We start from the raw sequence: 16,525 nt of genomic DNA on the forward strand, positions 1-16,525 counted from the left end.
TCCTCCCCGTCAACTCCGGTGCACGCTACCACGCCCGGATGTTCGAATCTTTGCGTTTTCGGAATGGCCGCAATCGGTGCCGCAATTCAGCGGGAGCCGTGCCGTGGAGCGGCCGAGAGAATGGCGCGCAGAACCGCGTACGGCGGGTCGGCGATGAGGTAGAAGTGATCGCCCGGGACCCCGACCTCCCGCACGGGCGACGTGCTGAGCGCGCTCCACGGGCGGCGGTCCGCGTCGTCGTCCCGGTCGCCGACGAGGGTGGTGACCGGACATGTGAGCAACGGCTCGGGAGGCATCACGTAGTCGTGGAACATACGGCCGTCGGCGATCAGGTAGGGCAGGACCACCTCCTGGAAGATCGGGTCGGCCGCCATCTCCGCGTCGGTGCCACCCATCCTGACCAGGTCGTCGAGCAGTCGGTCCGGGTCCTCCTCGGCGACGAGCCCGGTGGGCAGCGGAGCGTCGCGCGACCCCGAAGCGAACAGGTGCGCGATGTGGATGTTCCGGCGTTGCAGCGCACGTGCGGTCTCCAGGGCTATGGGCGCGCCCAGGCTGTGCCCGAAGAACGCGAGGGGGCGGTCGGCGAGCGGTACGAGCGCGTCGGCGATGTCTCCGGCGAGCCGTAGGAGGTCGTTCGGAGGCTCCTCGTCGAACCGGTCGGCGCGCCCCGGGTACTGGACGGCGTGCACCTCCACCTCGGACAGCGCCCCGCTCCAGTCGCGGTAGAACGATGCCGACCCGCCGGCGTGCGGGAAGCACACCAGACGCATCCGCGCTTCCGGCCGTGCGGTGTCGCACGTCAGCCAACGAGAGGTACCCCCGGTCACCGGCTGACCCCCTTCCGGGCGCGCTGCTGCCGAAGCCTGGCGGTACGGGCCCGGCGGGCGGCCTCGGCCGAGGAGCCGGCCGGCGCGTCCTTCCCCTGCTCGCGGTCGGCGCGGATGAGCGCGACCTGTGCTCTCACGGTGGTCTCCTGGAACAGGGCGACGATCGACGGACGCAGTCCGCAGTGCCGCTCCAGCGCGTCCTGGAGCTTGAACATGGCCAGCGAATGACCGCCGAGATCGAAGAAGTTGACGTCCGAGGGCACCGTGGGCCTGCCGAGCACCTCCGCCCACGCGGCGGTCACCTGGGCGGTGAGCGGGTCGTCGGTGAGGTGCGCGGCCGGGCCGGGCCGGTGGGGACTCGGCGGTGGGCGGCTCGATGGCGGGCGGCTCCGAGGCGAGCGTTCGCAGCAGCGTGCGGTCGAGCTTGCCGTTGCGGTTGCGCGGCAGCTCCGGCAGTACCCGCAGCTCACCGGGGACCATCACGGAGGGCAACTCCGCCGCGAGGGCGCGCCGCAGCGCGACCGGATCCACGCCCTCCTGCGAGGCGACGAAGCCGACCAGGCCCGTGCCTCCCGCGTCGGGCAGCACCACCGCCTCCTGGACGCCGCCCAGCCTGCGGAGCGCCGACTCGACCGCGCCGGGCTCCACCCGGTGCCCCCGGACCTTGACCTGGTCGTCCTTGCGGCCGACGAAGTCCAGCCCGTGGTCGGAGTTCCGGCGCACGATGTCACCCGTGCGGTACATGCGCGCGCCCGGCTCGTCGGCGAAGGGGTCGTCGAGGAAGACCGCCGCCGTGGCCTCGGGCCTGTCGAAATAGCCACGGGCCACCCCCGGCCCGCCGATGAACAACTCGCCTTCCGCGCCCGGGCCCACGGGCCGGAGCTCGTCGTCGAGCACATGGAGCCTGGCTCCCGGGATCGGTCCGCCGATGTCGACCGGTGCGACGCCGGTGAAGCGGCGGAACGTGGCCCACACGGTCGTCTCCGTCGGGCCGTACTCGTTGACGAGGTCCACCCCGTGGGGATGGACCGCGAAGTGCCGGTCGACCAGTGGCTGCGGCAGGGTCTCGCCCGCAACGATCACCCGCCGAAGGGACGCCAGCCGGCCCGGATCGGTGCGCCGGGCGGCGTCGAGCAGCAGCCCGTACAGCGCGGGCACGCACAGGAGGCGGTCCACCCGGTGACGGCCGACGAGGGAGACCAGTCGCTCGGGGTCGCGCAGTTCCTCCTCGGACGCGACGACCAGGCAGCCTCCCGCCTGGAGCGTCCCCCATATCCCGGCGACCGACGAATCGAAGGCCAGCGGTGAGACCAGGAGGAAGGTCGGGCTGCCCGGATGAACCATGAGCCGCGCCCGGGTCGAGGCGGCGAGGTTCCGGTGCTCCACGACGACGCCCTTGGGCTCACCCGTGCTGCCCGAGGTGTAGATGAGATAGGCCGGGTCCCTCGGACCGACCTCGGCGGCGAAGGCGGCTGGGTCCCCTCCGGGCTCCGGGTCGGGGACGTCCGGGACGGTGATGACGGGAACGGGGGAGACGGTGGTCGTCCGCAGCTCCGTGCGTGCCGTGGCCACGACGGCCTTCACCCGGGCGTCGTCGAGGATCGTGGCGAGACGGGCGTCCGGCTGCGCCGGGTCGACCGGCACGTAGGCGGCTCCCGCGCCGAGCACGCCGAGCACGGACGCGATCATCGTCACCGAGGGCTCGGCGACGAGGGCGACCCGGTCGCCGGAGCCCACCCCGGCAGCGGCCAGCCGGTGGGACAACTGTCGCGACCAGGCGACCAGTTCGCCGTACGTGACCTCGATGTCACCGCAGCGCACGGCGACCTCCGTCGGCCGGTCGGAGGCCACCTTGGCAACCGCCTCGTGCGCGGAAACGAACGGGACGTCCGGCAGTGGTTCGCCGATTTCTTTCCTGTGGTGCGATGACGACAACTGAGAAACTCCCCCGTGCAATAAGCGGAATTTGGTGATCCGTGTTGCGGGGCGGTCGAATTGTGTCCGGTCGCCCGTGGTTGGGAATGCGTTCAGCGGGTGGATTCGTCCTGGATTCGGTGAACCACCGCGATATGGCCGTCCAGCGTTCTTCGGGCCAGCATCTCGCGTACGGGGACACGGATCTCGAACTCCGTGTTCACCCTCCGGATGAGCCGGGTGATCAGCAGGGAGTCACCGCCTTCCTTGAAGAAGTCGGCGTCCGCCGGGAAGTCGTCCCGGCCGAGCAGTTCCGCCCAGATCCGGGTCACTCCCTCGGTCGCGTCGACGGGCGCCGGGTGCTCACCGGCCGGTGGGTGCGGTGCTCCGGTCGGTGGTACCTGGGTCGCGGCGGCCGGTGGTTCCTGTGTCGCGGTCGATGGTTGCGGCATCGCGCCGCGGGGCGGCTCCTCGGCCGAGGCGAGTGCCTCCGGGGCCACCGTGCGCGGGCCCCGGAAGGGATAGCCGGGCAGCCGGGCCCTGCGGCCCGCGCCGGTCAGCCCGTCCACCGCGACCGGCTGGCCCCTTGCCCACAGCGCGCCCACACCGGCGAGTACCGTCGACGCCGGTGTGTCCCTGGCCCGGTCCAGGGCGACCACGGGGAGTCCGGCGGCCTCGGCCGACGGCGACAGGGGGCGTCCCGGACCGATCTCCACGGCCACGGCGTCCGGGATGTGCTGGGCCAGCGCGTCGAGGGCCGCGCCGAACAGCACGGGCCGTCCGACCTGCGTGACGAACGTGTCGGACGGCAGGACCGTACCGGCCGCGACGACCCGGCCCGACTCGTTGAGCGCGATCGGCAGGGCGGACGGTCGCAGTGCGATCCGCGACATCGCCCGGCTGAGCGCGGGCAACGCGGGCTCGATCAGACGGGAGTGGCCGGCGTGGGAGTAGCGCAGACGCCGTACGAAGCAGGTGTCGCCGATCCGTCGCAGATACTCGTCGACCTGCTCGGCCGGGCCTCCCAGTACACAGGAGTCCGGTCCGTTGACCGCGGCCACGTCGAGGCCGAGGCCCCACTCCTCGGCGAGCGCGAGGGCCTGCTTCACGTCCGCCCCGATGGCCACCATCGCGCCCTCGGGGCAGTCCTGCATGGCCCGGCCCCGCTCCGTGATGAACGCGGCCGCGTCCTCCAGCCCGAGGACGCCGGCGACCGCGGCGGCGGTGATCTCGCCGGAACTGTGGCCGCACACCGCGGCGGGCCGGACCCCCAGCTCCCCGAGCGCGGTCGCCACCGCGTGGCCGACGGCGAAGAGGGCCGGCTGTGCCAGCGCGGGCCGGTTCAGCTCGTCGGCGGGGAAGTCCGGGTCGCGGACGGCCTGCCGGATCCTCGCGGCCAGCGGGGAGGCGAAAACGTCGAGGCACCGGTCGAGCGCCGGGCCGAAACCGGGGAGGGCGGTGAAGGGCGCGACCATTCCCGGGCGTTGGGTACCGCCACCGGGAAAGAGGAGGATCACCGGGGCGGGGCCGCCGGTCATGGGCACGGTGCCCCGGGAGGTGCCGATCCGGGCGGCGAGGCGCTCGGCGACCTCGGCACTCGTGCGACCCGTGACGGCCAGCCGCTCGCCCAGGGCCGGGCGCCCGTTGACCAGCGTGCCGCAGACCTCACCGAGATCCGGATCGTGCTTTCGGAGATGAACTGCCAGCCCGTCCACCATCCGGTCGAGCGCCTCGGAATCACCCGCCGACAACAACACGAGCCGCTCACGCGGTCCCCCCGGTCCCGGTGCGGGGGAGGGGACGGCCGGCCGGGGCGGTGTCCGGGCCGCCTCGGAAGCGGCGGTTCCGTGCGACCCGAGGGCCTGTGCAGGGGCCGCCGCGAGGACCTTCGCGCGGGCCTCCCCGCGGGCCCACTCGTGGGAGGCCACGACCCTGGGACCGGCTGTTCCGCGCGCGGCCGCCGCGTCGGGGCCGCCCGGCACCAGCACCAGCCCGGCCCCCTCGGCGGCCGACTCGCGCGGGGTGCCGATCCCCGGGGCGGTCGGCTCGCGCGGCGGTGCTTGTTCGATCACGACATGGGCGTTGGTGCCGCCGATGCCGAACGCGCTCACCCCGGCGCGTCGCGGGCCCTCGCCGGGCCACGGGACGGCCTCCGTGGGGATGTACAGGGGGCAGCCCTCGGTCTCCAGCAGGGGGTTGGCCTCGGTGAACCCCGCGACGGGCGGAATCACGCCGCTGCGCACCACAAGCAGGGCCCTGATCAGCGCGGCGACTCCCGCGGCGGCGTCGAGGTGGCCGACGCTCGCCTTCAGCGCGCCCACCGCCACGTTGCCCGGCCGGGCCCCGCCCTCGCGCAGCGCGGCGTCGGCCGCCGTCCACTCGATCGGGTCCCCGATCCGGGTGCCCGTGGCATGGGCCTCCAGGAAGCCGATGGAGCCGCCGTCGACCTCTGCCGTGTCCAGGGCCGCGCCGATCACCCGCCGCTGCCCCGCAGAGGAGGGCGCGTAGTATCCGGCCTTCGCGTGACCGTCGTTGTTGATCGCGCTGCCCAGGATGACACCGTACGGTTCGGGGTCGTCGTCGGTGACGTCCGACAGCCGGCGCAGCACCACCGCGCCCGCGCCCGACCCGGCGATCACCCCGTCCGCGTACCGGTCGAACGGACGGCAGACCCCCGTCGCGGACAGCACACCCCCCGGCTGGTGCAGATGGCCCGCCTGGGGGTAGCCGAACCCGGCCCCCACCACCAGGGCCTGGTCGCAGTCCCCGCCGAGCAGCGCCTGCACCGCCAGGTGCACGGCCACGAGGGAGGAGGAGCACGCCGTCTGCACGGCGAAGGCGGGCCCGGTCAGGCCGAGCCGGTAGGCCACGCGGCCGGCCATGAAGTCCGGCTCGGTCCCATGGATCACGTCGTCCAGCAGGCCGGGATCGAGATGGCCGCCGCGGACCATCGCGCGCATGTAGCCGCTGCCGGTCATCGACGCGTAGACGCTGGTCACCAGGGTGTCGTCGCGGGGCGGAACCCCGGCGTCCGCGAGGGCGTTGTGCGCGATCTCCAGCATCCAGCGATGCTGGGGGTCCATCAGCTCCGCCTCGCGACCGCGGATCCGGAAGAAGTCGTGGTCGAAGCGGTCCCAGTCGTCGAGATGGCCGCGTACGGGCACATAGTCCGGGTCGTTGGCCAACGCGGTTGGTACTCCGGCCGCGAGCAACTCCTCGCGCGTGTATCTCCGGCTGTGCACAAGGCCCCGGAGTTGCGCGTCCCACCACTCGTCCATTTCCCGGGGACCCGGTAGCCGTGCCGCCATACCGATGACCGCGACGTCCAGGGAACGATCCCGACTCGTCACAACGTCCCCCATCATGCCGTTGGAAATCGGATATTCCATCAGATGCTGCGCCGATGCCGTGTCGCCTCGTGATCATATTCATGATGCAGGCAGTCTCAACCCTATTTTGGGAAAAGGAGGTTGGCAGGAAACGATCAGACATGGCAACGTCGGACGCCGCTGATTGCGAAGGGGGTCGACGAGTTGCAGTCGAGGGAATCGCCGGGGGAAGGGCTGCACGATGTCTTCGCCGCGTGGGCGGCCGTTCAGCCGCGCCGCACGGCGCTCATTGCGGGAAACACCCGGGTCTCCTACGGGGAATTGGACGCCCGTGCCGAGCGATGTGCCGACCGGCTCGCCGCCGCCGGTGTCGCGCCGGGGCATCTCGTGCCGATCCTGATGCCGCGCTCCGTGGACCTGGTCGTCGCCCTGCTCGCCGTCCTCAAATGCGGCGCCGCCTGCGCGTTGCTCGATCCCGACTGGCCGGCCACCCGTCTCGACGCCGTGGTCGACCGGCTCCGCCCGCCCCTCGTGGTCGCCCGACCGGGCACGGCGGTGCGGTTCTCCGCACCGCCGTGGTCCCCGTCCGACGACAGCCCGGAGCAGAGTCACGCCCGCCGCGCCGCCGTGACGGTGCGGGACAGCGACGCGTGCTGTGTGTTCTTCACGTCCGGCACCACGGGACGGCCCAAGGCGGTGGTGAGTTCGCACCGCGCCACGGCGCGGCTCTTCCGGCCCGGCACCTTCGCCCGCTTCGACCGGGACACGGTCGTCCCCCTCGCGGCGGCGCCGCCGTGGGACGCGTTCTCCCTCGAACTCTGGGCCGCGCTCCACAACGGCGGAGCCTGTGTCCTGATCGACGAGCCGTTCCTGACGGCCGAGACCCTGCGGGCGCTGGTCACCGACCGCGGAGTGAACACGGTGTGGCTGACCAGCAGCCTGTTCAACCTGATCGTCGACGAGGACCTCTCCGCGCTGAGCGGTCTGTCCCAGCTGATGATCGGCGGTGAACGCCTGTCCGCCCGCCACGTCGGCCGCTTCCTCGACCGGTTCCCCGGCACGGCCCTCATCAACGGCTACGGCCCGGTCGAGAGCACGGTGTTCACCACCACCCACCGCGTCACCGTCGCGGACACCGCCCGTCCGGGCGGCATCCCGCTCGGCCGGCCGGTGCCCGGCACCTCCGTCTTCGTCCTGCGGGGCGACCGGCCCTGCGCTCCCGGGGAGCCGGGGGAGATCTGCGTCGCGGGCGACGGCCTGGCCCACGGCTACCTGGGTGAACCGGCCCTCACGGCAGAGAAGTTCACGGACGTCGACATCCTCGGTGAACCGGTCCGCCTGTACCGCACCGGGGACCTGGGAGTCCTCGACGAGAACGGGATCATGGAGTTCCGCGGGCGGCTCGACCGGCAGGTCAAGGTCCGGGGCACCCGCGTCGAACCGAGCGAGGTGGAGCGGCAGATCGTCGACCTGGTCCCTTCCGTCGCCGACTGCCGGGTGGTCCCCCGCCGGAACGAACTCGACGGCGCCTTCGACCTGGTCGCCTTCTGCGTACCGCACCGGCCCGCCGGCACACCGCCGGAAGCCTCGACACGCGTAGGCGCGGAAGGGCCTACGGGCACACCTCCCGACGTCTCCGAGAACGCGCCGACGCACGCCCTCGCGGACGCGCCGACGCACGTCCCCAGGGAAGTGACCGCGCACGTCCTCGCGGAAGTGTCGGCGGTGCTCGCCCGACATCTGCCCGCGCACCAACGTCCCGCCGCCGTAGTCGTCGTTGACGCCTTCCCGTTGACCGGCACCGGCAAGCTGGACGACAAGGCCCTGCTCGCGAGCCTGCCCGACACGCCGGACGAAACCCACCACGGCCCCGTCGACGACCCGCGCGTCCGCCTCGTGTGCCAGGCGTTCGCCGCGGTACTGGGCCGACGGTCCGTACCACCGCACACCCCGTTCTTCGAACTCGGCGGCTCCTCGCTCCAGGCCGCCCGCGCCTGCACCCGGATCGGAAGACGCATGGGTCGCCCGGTTCCCCTGTCGAGCCTGTACGAGAACCCGTCGGCCGAACGCCTCGGCACCTGGCTGCGGTCGACGCCGGCCTCCGACGCGGTCGCGCCACCGCCGCACGGTGAGATCCCGCCGACCCCCATGGAACTGGTCTTCCTCATGCGCCATCTGACGGCGCCCCAGGACCTGTCCCAGTACTGCCTGATGACGTGGCACCTCGACGACCGGCTCGACCCGGACGCCCTGGAGGCGGCCGTCGCCGCCGTCCACGCGCGCCACCAGAGCCTGCGGACCGCCTTCCGTGTGGACCCCCGGCCGCGTGCCGAGGTCACCGACGTCCCCGCCCCGCCCCTGGAACTGCTGGACGCCCAGCCGACCCTCGACGAGGCGGTCGTCGCGCTGCGGGCGCTCTTCGCGGAGCCCCTCGAACCGCGGGACGCCGATCTGTGGCGCACCGCGCTGGTCCCGGTGACCGACCGCGGCGGCTGGCTCTTCGGGGTCCTGGTCCACCACATCGTCTTCGACGGACGGTCGGAGTCCGTCCTGGCACGCGACCTGTCGGACGCCTACGCCGGACGAGAGCCGGGCCCCGTCCCGCCCACCCTCGCCGAACGGACGGCACTGACGGCGGCGGCCACCGCTGTGACCGACCCGGCGGCGCGTACGGCTCGGGCACGGCAGGAGTTCCGGGACGTGCCCGAGCTCCGCTGGCCCGAACCGCCCGGCCCTGGCGAGAGCGGCACGCGCCACCTCGACAGGTCCGTACCCGGCCCCCTCGCGGCAGGTCTCGACGCGCGGGGCACGGCGCTCGGAGCGAGCAGGTTCGTGGTGCTGCTGTCGGCCTGGGCCCATACGCTGGCCGAGATCTGCGGGCAGCGGGACTTCGCGGTGGGCGTCCCCGTCGCCGAACGCACCCTCCCCGCGCTGGACCGCGCTGTCGGCTGCCTGATCGACATGGTGCCGGTGCGCCTGCGCGGCGCGGCCGCGGCCGGCGGCGACGACGGCATACGGGAGACCGGCCGGCTGGTCCACCAGGCCTTCGGCCGGGGCGTCGTCCCCTTCACGGCCGTCGCCGAGAGCGCCACGACGACCCCGGGGCGACCGCCGGTGTTCCAGACCCTCTTCGCCCTCCAGGACAACCCGCCACCCCGACTCGACCTCCCCGGCGTCGTCTCCACGTATCTGCGCCAGCCGTACCCGGCCCTGCCGCTGGAGCTGCATCTGGAGGTGTGGCCGGACGAGGACGGCGCCCTCGACATGGTCCTGTCCCACCGACGCGAAGCCGTCGCCGACGTCACCGCCCGGAAGCTGCTCGACGGCTTCCACGACCGTCTGACCTGCATCGCGGCCGGAGCCCTCTGATGACCGTGGTGACCTGCGACCCCGCCGGTGTCGTCGACCCGGAGCTGCACGCCTCCGGCGAGGTGCACGAGGTGTGGCGTCGGATGAGACGGCACGCACCGGTCCACTGGCACGAACCGGGCCACCTGCCGGGCTTCTGGTCGCTCACCCGGTACGCGCACATCCGGGACGTGTACCAGAACCCGGCCGTCTTCAGCTCCGCCAGGGGCGTCCTGCTACGGCCGACCGAGCTGGGTGAGGACCCCGGCAGCGGCCTCACCATGGCCCTCACCGACCCGCCCCGGCACCGCGCCCTGCGCGGGCAGCTGGCCGACCGCTTCAGTGAGCGGTGCGCCCGCTCACTGGCGGACGAGCTGCGCGCCGAGATCCGCGCGGTGGTGACGCGCGCGGTCGAGTCGCGCACCTGCGACGTCGTCCACGACATCGGCGCCCGGCTCTCCGGCCTCAACATCGGCAGACTCCTCGGCGTGCCGCCGCAGGACCGGGAGCGGTTGCTGACCTGGACCACGGAGGCGTTCGCATCCGGCAGGCCGCTCACCAGCCACCTCCCCCTCATGCGGTACTTCATCGATCTGATGTACGCGCGGATGGAGGAGCCCGCCGACGACGCGATGAGCAGGTTCGTCACCGAGGAGGTGCAGGGCGAGCTGTCGACCGAGACCGAGATCCTGCTGGGTGTCGAGAACCTCGTCGGAGCGTCGGAGAACGCCGGTCTGTCGATGGCCGCCGGGATCCTCGCCCTCGCCGCGCATCCACGGCAGTGGGAACGGCTGGTGCGGGAGAGGGACGACGAACTCGTCAGGACCGCCGCGGAGGAGGTGCTGCGATGGACCAGCAGCGCCACGCACAGCATGCGGACGGCCACGGTGGACACGGTCCTCGGGGGCCGGCGGATCGCCGCCGGCGACCGTGTCGTGCTCTGGATCCCGTCCGCCAACCGGGACGAGTCGGTGTTCCCGGACCCGGACCGTTTCGACCTCGGCAGGCAGCCCAACCGTCATCTGGCCCTGGGCGCGGGCGAACACGTCTGCATCGGCAGCACCATGGCGCGCCATCAGACCCGGATGCTCCTGGAGACGCTCGTGGAGCGGGTCGCTGTCGTCGAACTCGTCGGGGACGCGGAGCCGCTGCGTTCGATCACGGTCAACGGCCCCGCTCACGCCACCGTGCGCCTGATCGCCCGCTGAGGTCACACGGGCCCGGCCGCCGACGCGTTCTCCGCGGGGCCGGGCTCCGTCCGGCGGGCGCGCTGCCGGTGTTCCGCCCAGCGGACGGCGAACGGCGCGGCCAGGCCGGTCAGGGCGAACAGGACCCCGACGACGTACCACCCGGGGCGGCCCCAGGTGATGCAGAGCGAGATGATCAGGGCCGGTCCGAGGGCGTCGGCCAGCCCCGCGCCCAGGCCGAACACGCCCAGGTACTGCCCCGTGGCGTGTCGCGGGGCGAGGGCGAAGGACACCTCGAAGCCCGCGGCGGAGTACCACAGTTCGCCGATCGTGTGGATCACCGCGGCCGTGAGGAGCAGGGCCGCGGCGGCCCACGCCGGTACGCCCGCCGCCAGCGAGATCAGCGAGCAGGACACGAGGAAAGCCACGCCGGCCCTGCGGTAGGCGTCGCCGCCGGCGGCGGGGGAGACGACGCTGCGGCCGGCCCGCACCTGGAACGCGATGACGATGACGGTGCTGGTGAGGATGGTGCCCGAGATCAGCCAGTGCGGCGCCGTGGTGGCGCCGACCAGCCAGAGCGGGATGCCCACGGTGAGCACCTTGAACTGCACGGCCATCACACCGTCCAGGGCGGTGAGCAGCAGATAGGGGCGATCGCGCAGCGCGGTCCAGCGGGGCCCGTCGACGGCGGGCAGCGGCGCGACCGGCGGGAGGAGGACCAGGACCGCCGCCGAGAACACGAACGCGACCGCGTTGCCGACGACCATCAACTGGTAGGCGGTGAGCGTACCCACCTGCACCACCCAGCCCGCCAGCACGGCGCCGAGGGAGATGCCGAGGTTGGTCACCGCGCGCAGATAGGCACGGAACTCCTGCGGCCGGTCCCCTCCGTAGTGCCTGATGAGCGGGGAGCGGGCGGCTGTCCCCGCCGTCTTCGCCCCCGCCGCCGCGCAGACCGCGAGCACGAACGGCCAGAAGCTGTCCGCCAGTACGAAACCGGCCGTGGCCGCGGCCTGCACCGTGAGGGTGACCGCGAACACGCCGCGCGCCCCGAACCGGTCCGCCAGATGACCGACCGTGACACCCAGGGTCATTGCGACCAGACCCGCCAGCCCGAGACCGAGCCCCACCTGGTCCACCGGAAGGCGCACCGCCTGCGTGAAGTACAGGACGCCGGCGGTCAGATAGAGGCCGCTGCCGATGGTGTGGACGAAGTTCGAGGCCGCGAGCACGCGTTGCGGCCGGGTGTCCGGGATCAGGCGGGGCACGGCACGACTCCACATCGCGGTCGGCGAGTACGGGCCCGGCAAGCTTTGTTGTGCAGTACCTGCCAAAGCAAGAGCGCCGTGCCGCCCGGCCGAACCACGCCGCGCACGCCGCGCACGGCGCGCACGGCACGGAAACCCGCTCGCGAGCTCGTCGTCCGCCGCCGACGACAATGCGGACCGACGACGTTGCCGGCCGACGGCATTGCTCTGGCCGACGACATTGCCGGCCGACCACGATGCTCCGGCCGACGGCATTGCTCTGGCCACTCCACCGTTGACAGGAGCGTTCCGATGACCAGCCCGCAGCACGCCCACGCCGGCCTGGACGGCCTCGTGATGGGTGACGCGTTCGGCGACAGCTGGTTCACGCGCTCCGACGAGAACGCCGAGGAGCTGCGGGCCGCACGCGCGCCCCGTCCGTGACCCTGGCTGTGGACGGACGACTCCGCCATGGCCTTCGTCCTGTTCGCCCACCTGACGGCCCACGGCGAGATCCGCCCGGACGCCCTGGCGGAGGAGTTCGCCGCCGAGTACGACCGGGACCCCGGGCGCAAGTACGGGCCGTCGATGCACGGTGTGCTGCGGGGCATCCGGGAGGGCGGTGACTGGCGGGCCGTCACCAGCGCACGGTTCGGCGGGCAGGGCTCCTACGGAAACGGCGCCGCCATGCGTGTCGCGCCGCTCGGCGCGTGGTTCCGCGACGACCTGCCCGCCGCACGCGACCAGGCCACGCTGTCCGCGCTGACCACGCACGCGCACCCCGAGGCCGTGGCGGGCGCCGTCGCCGTGGCGGTCGCGGCGGCGCTGGCGGCCGCCGGCGCGGGCCAGGGCGCCCCGTCGCGCCCGGAGTTCCTGCGGGAGGTCGCCGACCATGTGCCGGACGGTGACGTCCGCTCCCGGCTCCTGGTGGCCGCAACCTTCCCCGAGCGCACGTCGGTCCGTCACGCGGCGACCGTCCTGGGCTCCGGGACACTCATCTCGGCCCCGGACACGGTCCCGTTCGCCCTGTGGTCCGCCGCGGGCCACCTGGACGACCTGACCGGGGCACTGTGGCAGACCGTCGCCGGGTGGGGCGACCGCGACACCACCTGCGCCATCGCGGGCGTCGTCGTCGCGTCCCGCACCGGCACGGCAGGCGTCCCGACGTCCTGGCACGACGCCCGCGAGCCCATCCCCACCTGGAGCCGCTGGAATCTTCCGGCGGCGATGACGACAGGGTCCCGCCCCTGACGGCTGCGGCCTGTGCCGACAGCCGTCAGGCCAGCCACACCCCGTCGCGCATGATGACCCTCCCGCGGAGTTCCGGCTCGCCGCGCCAGGCGCGTACGGTCTCCGGGACCACGCGGACGTACACGAACGCCCCCTCTTCCACGCGCGGATCCCACCCGAACTTGTCGGTGAACGCCCGCGCCGCGGCTTCGGGCACCTCCTCGTCGGGGAAGCACTCCGCCCGTCCCTGGAGGAGCACCACGTCGAAGGTGTCCGGCAGCGACAGGCGTACGCGCGGCTCCTCCCGCACGTTCCGCACGGTCACGGAAACGGCGCCGGTGCACATCCACACCGCCTGCCCGTCCCACGAGAACCACAGCGGCACCTGGTGCGGCCCGTGGTCGGGGCGAGCCGTCGACACCCACACGTCCCGCTCGGTGACGAGGCGGTCCAGCGTGTCACGCACACGCTCCGCGGCCGGGCGGCGAACGACTCCCGTGGTCTCCATGAGGGCAGACCCTAGCCAGGCGCAGGCCGGCACGCCTGAGGCGCGGGACCTACGCCCAGCGACCGACGAACCCTCCTCCCAGCCCCGTCGGCCACTACGACCGTCTGCTTCGGGCCGAGGCCGCCGCCCGCACGGCAGAGGGTGGCGCACCGCAACCGCAGTGGCTGAAAATGTGTCTCTCATCGCGCGGCGCGGCGATTCGCCGGGGGGCGGGGCTTCGACGCACGGCGGCCTTGGGGGGCTGGAATGAACACATGGACATTGCCCGGATACAGCGAGTCGGTCGAACTCGGATCCGGGGCGAGCGGGCGGGTGGTCCTCGCCGTGCACGAGGAGACCGGCGTGCCGGTGGCCGTCAAGTACCTCAGCGAGTCGCTGCGAGGCCGCCCGGGCTTCGTACGCGACTTCCGTACCGAGGCGCGCCTCCTCGGCGGGCTGGAGAGCCCCTTCGTCACCGAGCTGTACGAGTACGTCGAGGGCCCGGACGGCGCCGCCATCGTGATGGAGCTGGTGGACGGCGTCTCGTTGCGCGCCGTGCTGAAGCGGGAGGCCCCGCTCGGCCCGGAGGCCGCGCTCGTCATCCTCAAGGGATCACTGCTCGGACTGGCGGACGCGCACCGCGTCGGCGTCGTCCACCGCGATTACAAGCCGGAGAACGTCCTGGTCGCGCCGGACGGATCCTCCAAACTGGTCGACTTCGGCATCGCGGTGGACGCGGGAACCAGCCAAGGCGTGGCGGGAACCCCCTCCTACATGGCCCCGGAACAGTGGACCGGATCGCCCGCCTCGCCCGCCGCCGACGTGTACGCGGCCGCCGCCACCTTCTTCGAATGCCTGACCGGCCACAAGCCGTACCGCGGCGACAACCTCGCGGCGCTCGCGTTGCAGCACGTCGACGCACCCGTCCCCGCCGACGAGGTGCCGGAGGCGGTGCGTGAGCTGGTGCGCCGGGGGCTGGCGAAGGATCCGGAGGATCGGCCCGCGCAGGCCGAGGCGTTCGTCAGGGAACTGGAGGCCGCCGCCCTCGCGGGCTACGGGCCCGAGTGGGAGGAACGCGGCCGTGGGCGGCTCGCCGCGCTGGTGGCCCTGCTGCCGTTGCTGTTGCCCTCGGCCCGCAGCACCCCTCGAACCACCACCGACACCGCCCGTACGGTCCTGTACCAGGAACCGGGCCGCGGCGGCGCCCAGGCATGGCTGCCGGGCCGGTCCGGCACGCTGGTCTCCGGTGCCGCGCTGCTCCTGGGAGCCGTGCTCACCTTCGGACTCCAGCACATCCCCGGAGACGGCACCGGTCAGGTGGCCCAGGCCCTTGCCACCACCAGCGCCGAAGGGAGTACGGACACGGCGGCGCCGCCCCCGACGGACTCCGCCTCCCCGTCCCCGACGCCCTCCGACTCGGCCGATCAGTCGCCGTCACCCACCCTGTCGCCCTCGGACGACGCGTCCACCCCCACCGACGAACCCTCGTCCTCCGCCACCACGGACGCGACCACGGAGACGACCGAGCCCGGCACGGCGACCACCACCCCGGCGCCGACGACGACCTCCCCGGCGCCGACGACGACCTCCCCGACCCCGGTGAAGGACCCCGCCGTCAAGGATGTGGCGGTGTCGGGCTTCCGGCAGACGGGTCCGGCGACCGCCACGGCGACCATCGGCGTCGTCACGGACGGCACCGGACCGATCTCCCTCACCGTCTCGTGGTTCGTGGGCGAGGCGAGCGGACAGTACGGCACCCAGGACGGCGCGTCCCAGACCTTCCGACGCAGCGGCGCCACCCAGTACACGCTCACCGTCGACCACGCCTTCCGGGGCACGGGTTGCTACTGGGCGGTGCAGGCCACGACCACCCCGACCGCTGCGGACGGCGGCGCCTCGCAGCAGCTCCTGACCAGACGGTGTGTCATCGGATGAACATGCAGAATGACGACAGCGTGCCCGCGCCGGCGGCGGAGGCCGACGAGCCCACGGTGATGCTGCCCGATGCGGTGACGCTGGTGGAGGGCATCGACGACGCCGTCACGCAGGTGCCGGAGCGCCAGGATGCCGACGAGTACACCCAGGTTCTCCCGGCCGCCGGTGAGTCCGCCCCCACCGTGGACCTCGGCCCGGCATCCACTGTGCGACTGGGCCCCGCCGCCACCGTGCACCTGGGCCCCGCCGCCACCGTGCACCTCGGCCCCGTCGAGGACCGCGTCCCCGATGCCGCTGCTGCCGTCGATGCCGAAGCCGATGCGGACGCCGTCGACGCCGGGTACGCCGCCGAGTACAGCGCCACCGTGCTGGCCAGCCACTGGATCCAGCGACCCGAGACCGACGACACCCTCGCCGAGGCGACGCTCGCCGAGACGACCGTCGCCGACAAGACCGTCGAACAGCCCTCCACAGCCGCAGCGAACGGGTCCACGCCGCCCGACCGCGTCGACGGTACGCTGCTGCGTTTCGGCCCCGGCGTGACCAACGTCGTCGCACAGCGAACCCACCGCACGCTCCCCGCCCTGCAGCCGACCCCCGTGCCCCGGCGCCGACGGCTGCGCCGGCACGCCCTGCCCGTGCTGGTGCTCCTCTGCGTCCTCGCGTTCCTCGCCTGGCAACGGCTCGGGCCGCCCCTCCGGGTCGACGCGGTGACGGTCACGGCCCGGCCCACGGTCCTGCGGTGCGACAGCACCGCCGACATCGTCGCCGTCGTCGCGACGAACGGCCGTCCGGGCACGTTCTCCTACCGCTGGATCCGCAGCGACGGGACCCGCTCGGGCGTCCTGGAAGAGGTGGTGGTCCGGGGGCAGCGTCAGGCGCGCCTGCATCTGCGGTGGACCTTCCAGGGCGAGGGACACCGCACGGCCAGGGCCGAACTGCGCATCCTCACCGCGGGCCCGCACACGGCCACCACCCGCTTCACCTACGACTGTTCCTGAGACGGACCCCGCCGGCCGTG

At 73.1% G+C, this 16,525-nt stretch carries 11 protein-coding genes and 1 pseudogene; 6 read left to right on the forward strand and 6 right to left on the reverse strand.

The features are described from left to right. Positions 1-86: 86 nt before the first annotated feature. From E4N62_RS25595 to E4N62_RS25610, 4 genes and pseudogenes are all read right to left on the reverse strand, one after another. Complete coding sequence (locus E4N62_RS25595) at positions 87-770, reverse strand: thioesterase II family protein (RefSeq protein ID WP_230218482.1); 684 nt, start codon at positions 768-770, stop codon at positions 87-89. 53 nt (positions 771-823) lie between these two features. Beyond that, a complete protein-coding gene (locus tag E4N62_RS48855) occupies positions 824-1,297 on the reverse strand; it encodes an acyl carrier protein (protein WP_308185626.1) in 474 nt (157 codons plus the stop codon). A gap of 13 nt (positions 1,298-1,310) precedes the next feature. Further along, positions 1,311-2,678: pseudogene (locus E4N62_RS25605) on the reverse strand (amino acid adenylation domain-containing protein); the annotation flags it as partial. A 176-nt stretch (positions 2,679-2,854) separates the two neighbouring features. After that, a complete protein-coding gene (locus E4N62_RS25610) occupies positions 2,855-6,091 on the reverse strand; it encodes a type I polyketide synthase (protein ID WP_230218301.1) in 3,237 nt (1,078 codons plus the stop codon). 183 nt (positions 6,092-6,274) lie between these two features. On the opposite strand from E4N62_RS25610, the gene E4N62_RS25615 reads away from it, so the two are divergent. Continuing rightward, entirely contained in the window at positions 6,275-9,439 is a 3,165-nt protein-coding gene (locus tag E4N62_RS25615; protein WP_230218310.1) for a non-ribosomal peptide synthetase, read from the forward strand. Further along, complete coding sequence (locus E4N62_RS25620) at positions 9,439-10,626, forward strand: cytochrome P450 (protein ID WP_230218327.1); 1,188 nt, start codon at positions 9,439-9,441, stop codon at positions 10,624-10,626. Before E4N62_RS25615 ends, E4N62_RS25620 begins: the two co-directional genes overlap by 1 nt. Positions 10,627-10,628: 2 nt before the next feature. Here the strand turns inward: E4N62_RS25620 and E4N62_RS25625 are convergent, their stop codons facing one another. Continuing rightward, a complete protein-coding gene (locus E4N62_RS25625) occupies positions 10,629-11,873 on the reverse strand; it encodes an MFS transporter (RefSeq protein WP_230218329.1) in 1,245 nt (414 codons plus the stop codon). A gap of 291 nt (positions 11,874-12,164) precedes the next feature. Here E4N62_RS25625 and E4N62_RS49660 point away from each other — a divergent pair, with 291 nt between their 5' ends. Continuing rightward, complete coding sequence (locus tag E4N62_RS49660) at positions 12,165-12,296, forward strand: hypothetical protein (protein ID WP_374117062.1); 132 nt, start codon at positions 12,165-12,167, stop codon at positions 12,294-12,296. A gap of 6 nt (positions 12,297-12,302) precedes the next feature. Continuing rightward, positions 12,303-13,103, forward strand: coding sequence for an ADP-ribosylglycohydrolase family protein (locus E4N62_RS25630; RefSeq protein WP_374117065.1), 801 nt, complete (start codon positions 12,303-12,305; stop codon positions 13,101-13,103). A 25-nt stretch (positions 13,104-13,128) separates the two neighbouring features. Here the strand turns inward: E4N62_RS25630 and E4N62_RS25635 are convergent, their stop codons facing one another. Beyond that, positions 13,129-13,590, reverse strand: a complete 462-nt coding sequence (locus tag E4N62_RS25635; protein ID WP_230218331.1) for a pyridoxamine 5'-phosphate oxidase family protein — start codon at positions 13,588-13,590, stop codon at positions 13,129-13,131. A 246-nt stretch (positions 13,591-13,836) separates the two neighbouring features. On the opposite strand from E4N62_RS25635, the gene E4N62_RS25640 reads away from it, so the two are divergent. Beyond that, complete coding sequence (locus E4N62_RS25640) at positions 13,837-15,504, forward strand: serine/threonine-protein kinase (protein ID WP_230218333.1); 1,668 nt, start codon at positions 13,837-13,839, stop codon at positions 15,502-15,504. After that, positions 15,501-16,505 (forward strand): hypothetical protein, encoded by a 1,005-nt coding sequence (locus tag E4N62_RS25645; RefSeq protein WP_230218335.1) that lies wholly within the window; start codon positions 15,501-15,503, stop codon positions 16,503-16,505. Before E4N62_RS25640 ends, E4N62_RS25645 begins: the two co-directional genes overlap by 4 nt. Positions 16,506-16,525 lie beyond the last annotated feature (20 nt).

The organism is Streptomyces sp. MNU76 (assembly GCF_020982545.1).
Classification (GTDB): domain Bacteria; phylum Actinomycetota; class Actinomycetes; order Streptomycetales; family Streptomycetaceae; genus Streptomyces.

Coding starts and splice junctions, on each gene's coding strand:
- E4N62_RS25595 (WP_230218482.1), bottom strand. CDS start 770: ATGCGTCTGGTGTGCTTCCCGCACGCCGGCGGGTCGGCATCGTTCTAC.
- E4N62_RS25620 (WP_230218327.1), top strand. CDS start 9,439: ATGACCGTGGTGACCTGCGACCCCGCCGGTGTCGTCGACCCGGAGCTG.
- E4N62_RS49660 (WP_374117062.1), top strand. CDS start 12,165: ATGACCAGCCCGCAGCACGCCCACGCCGGCCTGGACGGCCTCGTGATG.
- E4N62_RS25635 (WP_230218331.1), bottom strand. CDS start 13,590: ATGGAGACCACGGGAGTCGTTCGCCGCCCGGCCGCGGAGCGTGTGCGT.
- E4N62_RS25640 (WP_230218333.1), top strand. CDS start 13,837: ATGAACACATGGACATTGCCCGGATACAGCGAGTCGGTCGAACTCGGA.
- E4N62_RS25645 (WP_230218335.1), top strand. CDS start 15,501: ATGAACATGCAGAATGACGACAGCGTGCCCGCGCCGGCGGCGGAGGCC.